This is a genomic window from Bradyrhizobium sp. Ash2021 (assembly GCF_031202265.1).
In the GTDB taxonomy this organism is placed as follows: domain Bacteria; phylum Pseudomonadota; class Alphaproteobacteria; order Rhizobiales; family Xanthobacteraceae; genus Bradyrhizobium.
Map to the genome: position 1 here is coordinate 7,253,686 of NZ_CP100604.1, position 14,168 is coordinate 7,267,853.

A 14,168-nucleotide genomic window follows, 5' to 3' on the forward strand; every position below is an offset into this window, starting at 1 on the left:
GTTGCGTGCCACTGGAACCGGAGCCGGATTCCGGCCATATTAAATGCCGGGGGACGGAGAGCCGCGGTACTGCAATCAGGTGCCTAAGTCAAAGAGGCCTGGAGGCCATAGGTAAAATGCGTTCCTTCCTCGTTGCCTTCACCGGGCTCATGCTATTCGCCACCGGCGCCGCGCAAGCCAAAGTCGCCATCACCATCGACAAGGACAACCAGCAGATGACCGTCGCCATCGACGGCGTCGCGCGCTATCGCTGGCCGGTGTCGACCGGCATCCCCTCGCGCGAGACGCCGAACGGCTCGTTCCGCGCCTTCCGCATGGAAGAGGACCACTACTCCAAGGAATTCGACGACGCGCCGATGCCGCATTCGATCTTCTTCACCAAGATCGGACATGCGATTCACGGCACCGATTCCGTCGGCCGTCTCGGCACGCCCGCCTCGCATGGCTGCGTGCGGCTGTCGCGCGACAATGCCTCGACGCTGTATGCGCTGGTGCAGGAGGAAGGCGTGCTCAACACCACGGTGACGCTGACCGGCTCGGCCCAGGTCGCGCTGGCCCGCAACCCGCGGCCGCGTGGCAACACCGCCGTCGCCCGCCGCGCTCCAGCGTCGCAATATGAACAGCCATACGATTCCGCCGGCGATCCAGTGGTGCTGACGCCGCAGCAGCAGCCGGTGCCGCAGGCCCGCGCCGATGACGGCTACATCTATCCGGCCGACGGCAGCTCCAATGAGGCACGCTATCCGGCGCCGCCCGGCAGCCGCCGCGTCTATGACGCGCAGGCCTATCCGCAGCCGCAGCAGCAATATTACGTCAATCGCGGCTATGCGCCGGCGCCGCAAGGCAATTACTACCAGCCGCGGCCGTATTATCAGCCACGCGGGCTCTTCACCTACCAGAATTGACGCGCGGCCGGCGCATCGATCCTTTTTCACGCCGAGAGACGAGGCCCTATTTGAACGCGCGCTCGCCACGCTCCGCGGCCTTGCGGACCGCCTCCGTGAAGGCACGGGCCACCGGTTCGAGAATTTCCGGACTGGTGGTGCGGACATCGTCGGCCGGCGTGTGGAAGAAGCGATGCAGGCCGGCCATCCCGAAGAAATTGCGATAGCCCGCCGCGTAAGCTGGCGACATTGCATGTCGACCAAATGAAAGAGACCGCCAACAAGGCGGCCTCCAACTGAGTTGTCCGGAGTATCGATCAATGCCAGCCACGGTGGCGGCCTCTGCCCCACCCGTAATGGTGTCCGCGACCACCGCGTCCCATGTGCCCATGTCCATGGCCATGACCGCCATGAGCAAGAATGATGGGGCTATCGATATCGCTCACCAGCGTGTCGGCGGTCGCGTGAGGCATTGCCGAGGCGGACAGCGTCGGCAATGCCGCAAACGCACAGGCGGCGATTCCGATCAGCAATAAACGTTTCATTTGAAAACTCTCCTTGGGCCGCCCAAGCGCGGCATGAAGAGAATGTCCGAGACACCTGCGAGTTCCGCAGAAGCCGGAGGTGTCGGCAAGACTCCACCCCACCAGGACGCCCGAGAGGCCTGAGTCCTGCGAAAGGGATCAATTGACTCCCGCGACCTCAGTCATATAGATGACTATATGAATTTGGATCTGCGCTTACCCCTATACCAGCGGCTGCGCGACACGCTGGCGGCGGCGGTCGCCGAGGGACAATGGCGCCCGGGCGATGCGATCCCGTCCGAGGCCGATCTCGCCAAGCGCCACGGCGTCGCCATCGGCACGGTGCGCAAGGCCGTGGACCAGCTGGTCGCCGAGGGCGTGCTGGACCGGCAGCAAGGCCGTGGCACCTTCGTGAAGCGGACCCGCTTCAACGCCTCGATGTTCCGGTTTTTCCGCTTTCAATCCGAAACCGGCGAACGCCGCATTCCCGTCAGCCGCATCCTGCGCCGCGAGGCGTTGCCGGCACCCTCGGTAGTCGCCTCGGCGCTGCGCATCCGTCCACGCGAGGGCGTTATCCACCTGGTGCGGCTCCGGCTGATCGATGACCTGCCCCTGCTGGCGGAGGATATCTGGCTGCCGAGGGCTCGCTTCGAACCGCTGCTTGCGGTCGATCCCGGTGAATTCGGCGATCTGCTCTATCCGCTCTACGAGGAACGCTGCGAACAGGTGGTTGTCTCGGCCGAGGAAACGCTGACGGTGGAGACCGCCGATACCATGAAGGCGCGACTGCTGCGGCTTCAACCGCACGCGCCGCTGATCGTCATCGAGCGGCTTGCCTACGATCTGGCGCGGCAGCCGCTGGAGTGGCGCCGCTCGCGCGGCGCCGCCGATAAATTCCGTTACCACGTGGAAATTCGCTGACGGCTAACGCCGAGCCAAAATGGCCGGCGCGGTTCTGGGAGGAAACGATGTCGAACTGGTACCAGGAGAGCTCCGCGCCGGAGCGCAAGACATTTTGGGCGTGTTTCATGGGCTGGGCGCTGGACGCGCTCGACGTCCAGATGTTCAGCCTTGCGATCCCGGCACTGATCGCCGCTTTTGCGATCAGCAAGACGGAGGCGGGACTGTTGGGATCCGTCACCCTGTTTGCAGGCGCCTTCGGCGGCTGGATCGCCGGCGCGCTGGCGGATCGCTACGGGCGGGTGAAGGCCTTGCAGATCACCATTCTGTGGTTTGCGCTGGCCACCTTCGCCTGCGCCTTCGCACAAAGCTATTCGCAATTGCTGATCCTCAAGACCATTCAAGGCATCGGCTTCGGGGGCGAATGGGCCGCCGGTGCAGTGCTGATGGCCGAGGTGATCCGGCCGCAGCATCGCGGCAAGGCGCTGGCCACGGTGCAAAGCACCTGGGCGGTCGGGTGGGGCGCGGCGGTCATCCTCGCCACGGTGTTATTTTCGCATCTCTCGGCGGATATCGCCTGGCGCGCGATGTTTGCCGCCGGCCTGGTACCCGCCTTGCTGATCTTCTACGTCCGCCGGGGCGTGCCGGAGCCTGCGCGCGCGATCGCCACGGCCGCGCAGCAGGCCTCTCCGCTGCAAACCCTGTTCGGCATCTTCAAACCCGACGTGCTGCGGGCCACCATGATCGGCGGCTTGTTCGGCGTCGGAGCCCATGGCGGATACGCCGCCCTCACCACCTTCCTGCCGACGTTCCTGCGCGAAGAGCGCAAATTGTCAGTGCTGGGCAGCGGCGGTTACCTTGCCGTGATCATCGTCGCGTTTTTCTGCGGCTGTGTCGCCAGCGGCATTTTGAGCGACCGCATCGGCCGGCGCGCGAACGTCGCCGTGTTCGCCTCCGCCTGCGTGCTCACCGTGCTGGTTTACGTGTTCGCGCCGCTCACCAACGCACAGATGCTGGTGCTCGGATTTCCGCTCGGCTTCTTCTCCGCCGGTATTCCCGCCAGCATGGCCGCGCTGTTCAGCGAACTCTACCCCGCCGGCGTTCGCGGCACCGGCGTCGGCTTCTGCTACAATTTCGGCCGGATCGTTTCGGCGGGCTTTCCGATCCTGGTCGGATATCTCAGCCAGCATCTGGGACTGGGCGCCGCCATCGGACTGGACGCGGCCTTCGCCTACTCGCTCGTGCTTGTTGCCGTGCTGCTGCTGCCGGAAACCCGCGGCAAGACCTTTTCCGATACCGCGCCGCTGCCGACTCCCACGCCGAACCTCGCCGCGAATTGAAACGGACGGCCCGATGACCGGAACCATTCAAGCCCGTATCAGCCGGCGTTCGTTCGGCAAATCTCTCGTCGCGGCGGGACTGGGTTACGCCGCCGTCCCCGCGCGCGCCGAGCCATCTCAAAAGCAGCCAATAATGATCGACACGCATTCGCACGTTTTCCATCGCGGCCTTCAGCTCGCGGATTCCCGCCGCTACGCGCCCGGCTACGACGCCCCGCTCGATCTCTATTTGCAGCAGCTCGACGATAACGGCATCAGCAACGGCGTCCTGGTGCAGCCGAGTTTCCTCGGGACCGACAATTCCTATCTGGTGCAATGCGTTCTGGCCGCACGCGGCCGGCTGCGCGGCATCGCCGTGGTCGACCCCAATGTAACGTCTGATGATCTCAACCGCCTGAACGATTCCGGTATCGTGGGATTACGACTCAATCTGGTCGGCAAGCCGCTGCCCGATCTCGCATCTCCGGCCTGGGGCGGGTTGCTTGAACGTGCGGAAAAGCTGCAGTGGCAAATCGAGGTGCAGCGCGCCGCGATCGATCTGGCCGCGCTGGCGCCGGCACTGCTCGCCTTTGGCGTCAACGTCGTGCTGGATCACTATGCACTGCCCAATGCCGGGACGGGAGCCGCAGACCCCGGTCTCGTGGCGCTGACGAAACTCGGCCAATCGCGCCGGCTCTGGGTCAAGGTTTCCGCACCCTACCGGATCGGCGAGGACGGCAATCGGATCGGCCGCGAGGCCTTTGCCCTGCTGCGCGGCTCGCTGGGTCGCGACCGCTTGATCTGGGGCAGCGACTGGCCCCATACCCAGTTTGAAAGCACCCAGACCTATGCGAGGGCTCTCGCCGCCTTCGCCGAGATCGTCGGCGACCCCGACGACCGCATGGCCATTCTGCAAAACCCGCGGGGTCTTTTTCGTTTCGACTGATCGCTCCGGCAGCCGATCCCCGAAGATTGAGAATTACTGCTCGCCGTCGCGCAGCCGCCGGTAAACCGCACCGAGCACGTTGGAGTAATCGTCCGTCCACACCCGCTGGTTTTCATCGGCCTCGGTCTCGGCCCAGACATCCGAGGACGCAAGCTTGCCGACGTCGGCCTCCTCCCGCGCGGAGACCACTACCGAAGTCGAGAAGATGTACTCGTTGTCGCGGCCGGAATCCTCACTGTAGACCCAGCTTTTCATGTCGTTGGCGTCGGCAATGCCGACGATGACGCTGGCGAGCTCCAGATGCCGGTTGGAGACGTGCATCACGACCGCGCCCTGCGGCGCCAGCTTGTCCTTGTAGATCTTCATCGCCTCTTCGGTCGCCAGATGAATCGGAATCGCGTCCGACGAATAGGCATCGACGATGATCAGGTCATAGATGCCGTCAGGCTCGCGCGCGAAGGTCAGCCGCGCGTCGCCGATCACTGGCTTCAGGTTCGGCTCGCAATTCTGGATATAGGTGAAGTATTTCGGGTCTTTTGCGGTATCGACCATCGACTGGTCGATCTCGAAGAACTTCCAGTCTTCACCGGGTTGCGATGCACAGGTCAGCGTGCCCGAGCCGAGCCCGATCACCGCCACCCGCAGCGGCGCACCCTTGCGCTCGCGGATCGCCGTGATCGCCTGACCGATGCCACCGTCCTTGTGGTAATAGGTGATCGGCTCGGGCCGGCCGGTGACCGGGGTGCCGTCGTCATTCTTGAATTTTTCGGCGCCGTGAATCGTGGTGCCGTGCATCAGCACGTGATACTGGCCGCTCGGGGTCACCACGATCTTGTGGACGCCGAAGAAGCTGCGCACGGTTTCCACCCGCCCGTCGTCGGACGGGTAGGCCCGCAGCAGCACCAGCGCCACCGCGACGGTGGCAAAGATCTTCCAGCGGCTGGCGTTCAGGCCGAGCGCCAGCAGCGCCGAGAGCACGCCGACTGCACCGATCATCCAGACACGGTGATCGTCGAGCCAATTCATGATCTTGCCGGGCGAATAAGACGGTCCGATCAGAGCGACGGCGAGTACGGCGAGGAACGGCCAATACCAGCCGCTCCAGCGCGGCAGCCGCGCGTCGCCGCCGGGCGGCCGGCACAGCGCGGCCAGCGCCAGCAGGATCGGGTATTCCGCAACCCAGGAGAAAGTGAATGGCGCGATCAGGCCGGCAAACAATCCGCCGACCATGCCGCCGAACGAGAGCGCGACGTAAAAGCCGGTGAGATATTTTGCCGGTGGCCGGGTGCGCGCCAGTTCGCCATGGCAGGCCATCGCGATGACGAAGAAACACAATTGATGGCCGCCGAGCGTCAGCAGCAAATTTTGTTCGCCGCCGACCGCGAGCAGAATAATCACGCCAGCGATCGCCAGCGGCTGCGCCAGCAGCATCCATTTGTGCGGCAGCAATGGGCGCGACTGGAACACCAGCACCCAGGTCAGGAGATAAAGCGACAGCGGCAGCACCCACAATAACGGCGCGGCGGCGACATCGGTGGAGATGTGCGCGGTGACCGCGATCAAGAGGCCCGACGGCACCGCGGCCAGGAAGATCCAGCGGGCCCGCACGATCCAGGACGGCGCCGGCGCGTCGGTATCGTCGGCGGGCATGTTGAGCGCGGCGGCGCCCGCCGGTGAACGCAGCAGCAGGACGCCGCAGCTCGCGATCAGGACGATCAACAGGCCATAGAAGCTGGTCCAGATCAGGTTCTGCGTGCGCAGCGTGAACATCGGCTCCAGCAGCACCGGATAGGACAACAGCGCCAGAAAGCTGCCGATATTCGAGGAGGCGTAGAGGAAATAGGGGTCCGGACCGCTGGGGTGACCGGTGCGGACAAACCAGGCCTGCAGCAGCGGGTTGTTGGCGGCGAGCGCGAAGAACGGCAGCCCGATCGAGACCGCGAACAGGCCGAGCAGCCAGAATGCATAGCCCGAATTCGGCGGCTCGCCCCACCCGCCCGCAATCGACAGCGGCAGCGTCGTCAGCGCGATCACCAGCAGCACCAGGTGTATCGCCACCGGAATCGCGCGGTTGCGGATCTGCATCAGAAAATGCGCATAGGCATAGCCGCCGAGCAGCAGCGACTGGAAGAACACCATCGCCACCGACCACACCGCCGGCGAGCCGCCGAGCCGCGGCAGCACCATTTTGGTGAACAGCGGCTGGACTGAGAACAGCAACAGCGCGCTGACAAAGATCGCTGACGTATAGACGACCAGCACCAGCCGGTTTCGCGAGGCGGACGGCTTGGAAGTCATGAAAGCTCCGGCATGAACCCGGCGGGCGCCGGCGGCAGGACGTCCGGCAAGGACCTGCCGGGAAACCGCAATGGAGCACAAGGCAACCGTGCGAGCAATGCGGGGGGTGTCGTCGAATTCGTCATTTGATGCTGTGCGGACATTCACATCTTCGCTAAGGAGTGGAGTGAGACGTCATTCCGGGGCGGGCGAAGCGCGAACCCGGAATCCAGGGATTTCGGGACCATCCCGGAATGACCGCGGTAAAACTAATCAATCCTTTTTGAAGCGGACATGAACGAAACGGACGTCGTCATCATCGGTGCGGGGCATAACGGCCTCACCTGCGCGGCCTATCTCGCGATGGCCGGCCTGCGCGTGAAGGTGGTCGATCGCCGCAAGGTGGTGGGCGGGGCGGCGGTGACCGAGGAATTCCATCCCGGGTTCCGCAATTCGGTCGCGGCCTATACGGTCAGCCTGCTCAACCCGCAGATCATCTCGGATTTGAAGCTGGCCGAGCAGGGCCTGCGGATCGTCGAACGGCGGGCGCAGAATTTCCTGCCCGCCCCCGATGGCAGCTATCTCTTGACCGGCGAAGGCCGCACGCAGCAGTCGGTCGCAAGGCTCAGCGCGCGTGATGCCGGCCGAATCGACGCATTCTCCCGCGAACTCGAAGCGATCGCCGACGTGCTGCGCCAATTCGTGCTGCGTGCACCGCCGAATATCGTCGAGGGCTTTGGCGTCGGTTCGATCCGCGAAGCCTTCAATGCGCTCGGCACCGCCAATGCGTTACGAAAACTGTCGCTGGAGCAGCAGCGCAACCTGCTCGACCTGTTCACGCGCTCGGCCGGCGAGATGCTGGACGAACGCTTTGAAAGCGACCTGGTCAAAGCGCTGTTCGGCTTCGACGCCATCGTCGGCAATTACGCCAGCCCCTATGCCGCAGGCTCCGCCTACGTGATGCTGCATCACGCCTTCGGCGAGGTGAACGGCAAGAAGGGCGTCTGGGGCCACGCCATCGGCGGCATGGGCGCGATCACGCAAGCGATGGCGCGCGCGGCGCGCGGCCATGGCGCCGAGATCGAAACCGATGCCGGGGTGCGCCAGGTGATCGTGGAACGCGATCGCGCCGTCGGAATCATCCTGGACAATGGCGAAACCATCCGCGCCAAATACGTCGCCTCCGGTGTCAACCCGAAACTGCTGTACACGAGGCTGGTCCCTTCAGATGCGCTGGCGCCGGAATTTCTCGAGCGCATCAGCCGCTGGCGCAACGCCTCCGGCACTTTTCGCATGAACGTCGCGCTGAATGCCCTGCCCTCGTTCACGGCGCTGCCGGGCGCGGGCGATCACCTCACCGCCGGCATCATCCTCGCGCCGAGCCTCGGCTATATGGATCGCGCCTGGCAGGACGCGCGTGAGCGCGGCTGGAGCCGCCAACCCGTGGTCGAAGTGCTGATCCCCTCGACGCTCGACGACTCGCTTAGCCCCTCCGGCCAGCATGTCGCCAGCCTGTTCTGCCAGCATGTCGCGCCGGAGTTGCCCGACGGCAAATCCTGGGACGACCACCGCGACGAGGTCGCCGATCTCATGATCGCGACCGTGGATCAATATGCGCCCGGCTTTGCATCAAGCGTGATCGGCCGGCAGGTGCTGTCGCCGCTTGACCTCGAACGCCAGTTCGGCCTGCTTGGCGGCGACATCTTCCACGGCGCGCTGACGCTCAATCAATTGTTCTCGGCGCGGCCGATGCTGGGACACGCCGATTATCGCGGGCCGTTGAAGGGCCTCTACCATTGCGGCAGCGGCGCCCATCCCGGCGGCGGCGTCACCGGCGCCCCCGGCCACAACGCCGCGCGGGTGATATTGCGGGATCATCGCGCGCTGTTTGGCTGAGTTAAGGTCTTCGCCCCTTCCATTGCCCTGATTTCAACCGGTATGATGCCCGCTCTCGTCAAGGAGCCTGAATGCGGCGGCGCGATTTCATCACGATGCTTGGCGGGGCGGTCACCGCCTGGCCACTCTCAGCGCAAGGCCAGCAGCCTGGCGGCCGTCATATTCCGATCGTGGGCTTCATCGGGCTTGCTTCAGCTTCCGTCGACGGCCAGGCCATTGTTCCCTTTCGTCAAACCCTCAGTGAACTCGGTTACATCGAGGGCCGCACGATTTTGATCGAAGAGCGCAACGCCGAGGGCAACGTCGAACGCGCCCGCGCCCTGATCGCCGAATTGGCAGCACTGCCCGTCGACGTGTTTCTTTCGCCGGGCCCCGCGATGTCGCGCGCCCTGGTTCGCCTGACCAAGATTCCGGTCGTTGCGATCGCGCTGCCTGCTACAGCCAGCGAGCCTGAGCTGTTCTCGAGCCTCGCCCACCCCGGCGGTACCCTGACCGGCTTTTCGGCGCTCGGGGAGGAGATGTCCGCCAAACGGATCGAGATGTTGAAAGAGTTGATACCCGGGCTGAAAACGCTCGGGGTAATGCACAATGCAACCGACCCCTCGTTCACATGGGGTGAACAGACGATGGCCGACGCCAGGAAATCGGGGCTGGAGCCCGTCAAATTTGGACTGAGCTCGCTTTCCACGGCCACCGTCGTCGAGCATTTCAAAACGCTGGGCGAGATGCGCGGCACGGCCATGATCGTGCTCCGCGACTTTCTGACCGCGGCGCTGACGGCCGACATCTGCAAGGCGGGAATAGACGCGCGGATTGCGGTTGTCGGCGAGTTCAGCGAGTACGCCCGAGCCGGCGCGCTGCTCAGCTACGGCGCCGATCAGGCCGACCTGCTTCGGCGCGCCGCCGGCTATGTCGACCGGGTCCTCAAGGGCGAGAAAGCCGCGGATTTGCCGATTCAACTGCCGACCAAGTTTGAGCTGGCCATCAACCTCAAGACCGCCCGCACCATCGGCATCGACATCCCGCCGACCATCCAGGTGCGCGCCGAACAGGTGATCGAATGAGTGGATGGCCGGTTGAAAAGCCGGTGGATAGGCTGTGGAAAACCGGCCGATAAGTCTGTGCAGGAACCGATGCACGGACCGTGCACATCGGCGGCCGAAGCCTGTGAAAAACCAGGGTATGCTTCGGTTGAAAAGCCTGTGAACTCAGGCGGGCACCAGAAACAGGCTGTCGATCAGCGCCGTTTGCGCAGCTCCGGTCTGTTTCAGGAATTCCGCGAGTTCCAAGTCGTCGAAGCCGTCATGCCGGGAGGCCTGCCATTCGTGACGCACCAGCAGACGCCTGGTGTCGGGATCGAAGATCAGCGACCAATGATCCTGATCGGCCGGGCCAGGCCCGCGCCAGCTCTGGTAGAATTTGCGATTAATGACCGCCATCGCGCCTCTCGGTGTTTTCGTCAGCATAGCAGGGAGGGCAAATTCTGACGATCCCGGGAGGAAATAGGGCTGGGAAACGGGCGAGCCGCCGGTTCGCAGGTCGCGGTGACGTGGATTTCGGCCAGTTTAGCGCCGGCCCGTCATCATAAAAAAAGGCCGGGCGACGTGTCGCCCGGTCCTGAGAACGCCGCGGGTTGTTCGATTATTTCAGCGAGGTGCTGATCGTAGTAAAATTCGCGGTGAGCTGGGTGCCAACACCCTGCACTGCGGTGATGATCGCGATTGCGATGCCGGCCGCAATCAGCCCGTATTCGATCGCGGTGGCGCCGGATTCTTCCTTAATAAATTTTAAGATAAGCGTCTTCATGTTCGGTCCTGCCCTCAGTTTGATCCCTCGGAACAAAGGGTACTCAAAGTTCCGTAAGTGAATCTACGGAACAACATCTAAGGTTGTTTAAATGGACGAGGTGTAACTTTTCTGGATATTGCGACGCGAATACTCCTCAATTTTGAACGAAACGGCGCCGGGTTTCCCCCCAAATCACGGATTCCAAAGCCGAATTCCTCGTGGCGCGTCGAGCTCCCATCGGGAAAGCAGGGTTGTTGTGCGACCCGATTACCGGGTAATTACGCAAGATCGCCCGTTTCGAGTTCCCGGCCTCTCAATGACTGCCACCATTCGATGACCTCCACCCTCACCCCGTCCACCCACCGCGCCAGCTTCGCCATCGGCAGCGAGCAGACCGCCAAGCACGTCGTCGATCTCCTGACCGAAAGCTTTTTCGAGGGACAAGCCGCGATATCAGCGTTTGAAGGCCCAAGCGGGCGGTGGGACATCATCGTGCATTTTGCCGATGCACCCGATCAGACCTCGATCCGCGAGCTGGTCGGCCTCGCCGCCGGCGACGAGGTCGCGCAGCACATTGCGTTCGACACGGTCGAAGCCAGGGACTGGGTCAAGGCTGCGCTCGAGGATCTCGTGCCGGTCCCGGCCGGGCGCTTCGTCGTGCACGGAAGCCACGACCGCGCGCGCGTGCCGGCCAACAAGCTCGGCATCGAAATCGAGGCGGCGCTGGCGTTCGGCACCGGCCATCACGGCACCACGCGCGGCTGCCTCTTGCTGCTCGATCATGTCCTCAAAGCGTATCAACCGCAGCGCGTGCTCGATCTCGGCACCGGCACCGGCGTGCTGGCGATTGCCGCGGCCAAGGCGCTGCATGGCGCGGTATTGGCAAGCGACATCGATCCGGCCTCGGTTCGCGTCGCCCACGACAATGCGCACCTGAACGAAACCGGGCATCTGGTGCAGGCGATCCGCGCGACTGGTTTTGCGGCTCCGCAATTCGCGCAGCGCGGCCCGTTCGACCTGGTGCTGGCAAACATCCTCGCCAATCCGCTGCGGCAATTGGCAATGTCGATGGCGCGGCATCTGGCACCCTCGGCATTGGTGATCCTGTCGGGCCTGTTGACGCATCAGGCCGGCCCGGTCATCGCGGCCTATCGGGCGCGGGGTCTGGTGCCAGTACGGCATCTCAGGATCGAAGGCTGGAGCAGTCTGTTGCTGCGCAAGGCCGGGTGACGACGCATCAACGAAAGATGGCGCCATCCCCGCTCGCCACATCAAAACGCCCTCCGGCCAGATGCAGGAGGGGCGTCGTTGATCGGTCGGCATCTGAAAGCGATGGGCTCTATTCGGGAGGTTTGTATCGGGCGATGACGCCCTTTTCTTCTTCTTCGCGCATGGCGCGTTTGACGCGTGCTTCCACGAAGCGACCCAGGATCTGGACGATAACGCCGCGTTGCTTTTTCTCGATGGGTGGAATCGGGCCGCGACGCACCGGCGGCGAAATCTTCTCAAACGTGAAAGCAGGCATCGTGCATCCCCTCTTCGTTGAGTTGAGACACTCCTGGATTTCCCCCGGGCATTCGTTGGATGAACGACTTGCTATGCAAACCGTTCCGCCCGGTCTAACGCAGGCAGCACGATTCAAGCATAACTTATGCCAAATTGCGGCGATTCTCGCCGCATTGCGGACTTCTCCATCCAATCCTAAAGTGGTCAAACGATGTTCGAAGCTCATTTCCAGACATTCGAAGAACCCGAAAGCGGCGTGGCGCTGGGCGCGCGGCTGTCGGCCTTTCGCGAGGAACTGGCGCGGCGCAAGCTGACGGGATTCGTGATTCCTCGCGCCGATCAGCAACAAAATGAATATGTCGCGCCGTCGGAAGAGCGGCTGGCCTGGCTCACCGGCTTCACCGGCTCGGCCGGATTGGCTGTGGTGCTGACGCAGGAAGCCGCGGTCTTTGTCGATGGCCGCTATACCCTGCAAGCGGCCAAACAGGTCGACCGCAAGGCCTGGCATATCGAGCCGCTGGCCGATCCGCCACCGGAACACTGGCTGGCGAAGCATCTGATCGCCGGCGACCGCCTCGGTTTTGATCCATGGCTGCATACTTCGGCGGCAGCCGAGCGGCTGCAGGCGGCCTGCGCCAAGGCCGGCGCGGAACTGGTCGCGGTCGACGGCAATCCGCTGGATTCGGTGTGGACCGAACGCCCGGCGCCGCCGCTCGGCCCGGTCGCCGTTCACGGCATTCAATTTTCCGGGGAGATCGAGGCCGAGAAGCTCAAACGGATCCGGCTGGAAATCGCAAAACTCGGCGTCGATGCGCTGGTGCTGTCGGATAGCCACGCGGTGGCCTGGACCTTCAACATCCGCGGCGCCGACGTCTCGCATACGCCGTTGCCGCTGTCCTATGCGCTGGTGCCGAAGGACGGCCGCCCGACCGTGTTCATCGATCACCGCAAGCTGTCGAACGCGGCGCGCGACCATCTCGAGCAATCGGCCGATGTCAGGGAGCCCGGCGCGCTGACGCCGCAGCTCAACGAACTGGCGCGGCAGGGTGCGGCGATCGCGCTCGACGCCGCGACCGCGGCCGATGCGTTGAGCCGCCTGATTGTAGCGGCCGGCGGCAAGCCGGTGCGCGGCAATGATCCGGTGAGCCTGCTCAAGGCGGTGAAGAACATCACCGAGATCGAGGGAACGCGAACGGCGCATCAGCGCGATGCGGTGGCGCTGACCCGGTTCCTGGCCTGGATTGACCGCGAAGCCCCGTCAGGCGCGCTGACCGAGATCGACACCGTCGAGGCGCTGGAAACGTTTCGCCGCCAGACCGGCGCGCTGAAGGATGTGTCGTTTCCCACCATTGCCGGCACCGGGCCGAACGGCGCCATCGTGCATTACCGCGTCACCCGCAAGAGCAACCGGCGGATTTCACCCGGCGATTTGCTGCTGATCGATTCCGGCGCGCAATATGAAGACGGCACCACCGACGTCACCCGCACCCTGGCGATTGGCGAACCCACGGCGGAAATGCGCGACCGTTTCACCCGCGTGCTGCGCGGACACATGGCGATCGCGCGCGCGGTATTCCCCGACGGCACCACCGGCGCGCAGCTCGACAGCCTGGCGCGGCAGTTCCTGTGGCAGGCCGGTCTCGATTTCGAGCACGGCACCGGCCATGGAGTCGGCAGCTATCTTTCGGTCCACGAAGGCCCGGCGCGGATCTCAAAACTCGGCACCGCGCCGCTGAAGCGCGGCATGATCCTTTCCAACGAACCCGGTTATTACAAGACCGACGCCTATGGCATCCGGATCGAGAATCTCGAACTGGTTGTCGGCGCCGACATCGCTGGCTCCGAAAAGCCGGTGAATGCGTTCGAGACGCTGACGCTGGCGCCGATCGACCGGCGCCTGATCGATGTGAACATGCTAAGCCAGGCGGAACTGGACTGGCTCAACACTTACCACGCCCGGGTCGACCGCGAGGTGCGTCCGCATCTCGACGATAACGCCGCGAAGCTGTGGCTGGACGAGGCGACGGCGGAACTGAAGTAGACGTTATCACGACCGCACCAACGGTCGTCATCCCCCGCGAAGGCGGGGGATCCAGTACGCCGCGGCTTCTCGGTTTAGCTCTGACGT

14 protein-coding genes are annotated in these 14,168 nt (G+C 64.0%); 8 read left to right on the forward strand and 6 right to left on the reverse strand.

All coding sequences use genetic code 11. From position 1 onward, the window contains the following. Window positions 1-116: 116 nt before the first annotated feature. Window positions 117-905 (forward strand): L,D-transpeptidase family protein, encoded by a 789-nt coding sequence (locus NL528_RS34950; protein ID WP_309178921.1) that lies wholly within the window; start codon window positions 117-119, stop codon window positions 903-905. Window positions 906-951: 46 nt separating this feature from the next. On the opposite strand, the gene NL528_RS34955 is transcribed toward NL528_RS34950, so the two are convergent. Together NL528_RS34955 and NL528_RS34960 are read right to left on the reverse strand one after the other, a co-directional pair. Then, on the reverse strand, window positions 952-1,134 hold the full coding sequence (locus tag NL528_RS34955; protein ID WP_309178922.1) for a hypothetical protein: 183 nt from the start codon (window positions 1,132-1,134) through the stop codon (window positions 952-954). A 67-nt stretch (window positions 1,135-1,201) separates the two neighbouring features. Continuing rightward, window positions 1,202-1,429, reverse strand: a complete 228-nt coding sequence (locus NL528_RS34960; RefSeq protein WP_309178923.1) for a hypothetical protein — start codon at window positions 1,427-1,429, stop codon at window positions 1,202-1,204. A 177-nt stretch (window positions 1,430-1,606) separates the two neighbouring features. Here NL528_RS34960 and NL528_RS34965 point away from each other — a divergent pair, with 177 nt between their 5' ends. The 3 genes from NL528_RS34965 to NL528_RS34975 are packed head-to-tail and all read left to right on the forward strand — an operon-like array spanning window position 1,607 to window position 4,573. Continuing rightward, the gene (locus tag NL528_RS34965; protein WP_309178924.1) at window positions 1,607-2,329 is read left to right on the forward strand and encodes a GntR family transcriptional regulator; all 723 of its coding nucleotides are present in this window, start codon (window positions 1,607-1,609) and stop codon (window positions 2,327-2,329) included. A gap of 47 nt (window positions 2,330-2,376) precedes the next feature. Then, a complete protein-coding gene (locus NL528_RS34970; RefSeq protein ID WP_309178925.1) occupies window positions 2,377-3,648 on the forward strand; it encodes an MFS transporter in 1,272 nt (423 codons plus the stop codon). A 13-nt stretch (window positions 3,649-3,661) separates the two neighbouring features. After that, the gene (locus tag NL528_RS34975) at window positions 3,662-4,573 is read left to right on the forward strand and encodes an amidohydrolase family protein (protein WP_309178926.1); all 912 of its coding nucleotides are present in this window, start codon (window positions 3,662-3,664) and stop codon (window positions 4,571-4,573) included. A 33-nt stretch (window positions 4,574-4,606) separates the two neighbouring features. Here NL528_RS34975 and NL528_RS34980 read toward each other — a convergent pair whose 3' ends face one another. Next, window positions 4,607-6,871 (reverse strand): fused MFS/spermidine synthase, encoded by a 2,265-nt coding sequence (locus NL528_RS34980; RefSeq protein WP_309178927.1) that lies wholly within the window; start codon window positions 6,869-6,871, stop codon window positions 4,607-4,609. A gap of 273 nt (window positions 6,872-7,144) precedes the next feature. Between NL528_RS34980 and NL528_RS34985 the strand changes: the two genes are divergently transcribed. Together NL528_RS34985 and NL528_RS34990 are read left to right on the forward strand one after the other, a co-directional pair. Continuing rightward, window positions 7,145-8,746, forward strand: a complete 1,602-nt coding sequence (locus tag NL528_RS34985; protein ID WP_309178928.1) for an NAD(P)/FAD-dependent oxidoreductase — start codon at window positions 7,145-7,147, stop codon at window positions 8,744-8,746. Window positions 8,747-8,817: 71 nt separating this feature from the next. Continuing rightward, on the forward strand, window positions 8,818-9,810 hold the full coding sequence (locus tag NL528_RS34990; protein ID WP_309178929.1) for an ABC transporter substrate-binding protein: 993 nt from the start codon (window positions 8,818-8,820) through the stop codon (window positions 9,808-9,810). A gap of 144 nt (window positions 9,811-9,954) precedes the next feature. Here the strand turns inward: NL528_RS34990 and NL528_RS34995 are convergent, their stop codons facing one another. Together NL528_RS34995 and NL528_RS35000 are read right to left on the reverse strand one after the other, a co-directional pair. Continuing rightward, a complete protein-coding gene (locus tag NL528_RS34995; RefSeq protein ID WP_309178930.1) occupies window positions 9,955-10,185 on the reverse strand; it encodes a hypothetical protein in 231 nt (76 codons plus the stop codon). Window positions 10,186-10,387: 202 nt separating this feature from the next. Beyond that, window positions 10,388-10,552: a Flp family type IVb pilin gene (locus NL528_RS35000; RefSeq protein WP_309178931.1), complete on the reverse strand. Its 165-nt coding sequence runs from the start codon at window positions 10,550-10,552 to the stop codon at window positions 10,388-10,390. 315 nt (window positions 10,553-10,867) lie between these two features. On the opposite strand from NL528_RS35000, the gene NL528_RS35005 reads away from it, so the two are divergent. Continuing rightward, window positions 10,868-11,764, forward strand: a complete 897-nt coding sequence (locus tag NL528_RS35005; RefSeq protein ID WP_309178932.1) for a 50S ribosomal protein L11 methyltransferase — start codon at window positions 10,868-10,870, stop codon at window positions 11,762-11,764. Between the two features lie 109 nt (window positions 11,765-11,873). On the opposite strand, the gene NL528_RS35010 is transcribed toward NL528_RS35005, so the two are convergent. Next, the gene (locus tag NL528_RS35010; protein WP_309178933.1) at window positions 11,874-12,059 is read right to left on the reverse strand and encodes a hypothetical protein; all 186 of its coding nucleotides are present in this window, start codon (window positions 12,057-12,059) and stop codon (window positions 11,874-11,876) included. 192 nt (window positions 12,060-12,251) lie between these two features. On the opposite strand from NL528_RS35010, the gene NL528_RS35015 reads away from it, so the two are divergent. Beyond that, the gene (locus NL528_RS35015; RefSeq protein WP_309178934.1) at window positions 12,252-14,081 is read left to right on the forward strand and encodes an aminopeptidase P family protein; all 1,830 of its coding nucleotides are present in this window, start codon (window positions 12,252-12,254) and stop codon (window positions 14,079-14,081) included. Window positions 14,082-14,168: the final 87 nt, after the last annotated feature.

What these genes read in the sequence shown, in the direction of transcription:
- NL528_RS34950 (WP_309178921.1), top strand. Translation starts at nt 117, where the DNA reads ATGCGTTCCTTCCTCGTTGCCTTCACCGGGCTCATGCTATTCGCCACC.
- NL528_RS34955 (WP_309178922.1), bottom strand. Translation starts at nt 1,134, where the DNA reads ATGTCGCCAGCTTACGCGGCGGGCTATCGCAATTTCTTCGGGATGGCC.
- NL528_RS34960 (WP_309178923.1), bottom strand. Translation starts at nt 1,429, where the DNA reads ATGAAACGTTTATTGCTGATCGGAATCGCCGCCTGTGCGTTTGCGGCA.
- NL528_RS34965 (WP_309178924.1), top strand. Translation starts at nt 1,607, where the DNA reads ATGAATTTGGATCTGCGCTTACCCCTATACCAGCGGCTGCGCGACACG.
- NL528_RS34970 (WP_309178925.1), top strand. Translation starts at nt 2,377, where the DNA reads ATGTCGAACTGGTACCAGGAGAGCTCCGCGCCGGAGCGCAAGACATTT.
- NL528_RS34975 (WP_309178926.1), top strand. Translation starts at nt 3,662, where the DNA reads ATGACCGGAACCATTCAAGCCCGTATCAGCCGGCGTTCGTTCGGCAAA.
- NL528_RS34980 (WP_309178927.1), bottom strand. Translation starts at nt 6,871, where the DNA reads ATGACTTCCAAGCCGTCCGCCTCGCGAAACCGGCTGGTGCTGGTCGTC.
- NL528_RS34985 (WP_309178928.1), top strand. Translation starts at nt 7,145, where the DNA reads ATGAACGAAACGGACGTCGTCATCATCGGTGCGGGGCATAACGGCCTC.
- NL528_RS34990 (WP_309178929.1), top strand. Translation starts at nt 8,818, where the DNA reads ATGCGGCGGCGCGATTTCATCACGATGCTTGGCGGGGCGGTCACCGCC.
- NL528_RS34995 (WP_309178930.1), bottom strand. Translation starts at nt 10,185, where the DNA reads ATGGCGGTCATTAATCGCAAATTCTACCAGAGCTGGCGCGGGCCTGGC.
- NL528_RS35000 (WP_309178931.1), bottom strand. Translation starts at nt 10,552, where the DNA reads ATGAAGACGCTTATCTTAAAATTTATTAAGGAAGAATCCGGCGCCACC.
- NL528_RS35005 (WP_309178932.1), top strand. Translation starts at nt 10,868, where the DNA reads ATGACCTCCACCCTCACCCCGTCCACCCACCGCGCCAGCTTCGCCATC.
- NL528_RS35010 (WP_309178933.1), bottom strand. Translation starts at nt 12,059, where the DNA reads ATGCCTGCTTTCACGTTTGAGAAGATTTCGCCGCCGGTGCGTCGCGGC.
- NL528_RS35015 (WP_309178934.1), top strand. Translation starts at nt 12,252, where the DNA reads ATGTTCGAAGCTCATTTCCAGACATTCGAAGAACCCGAAAGCGGCGTG.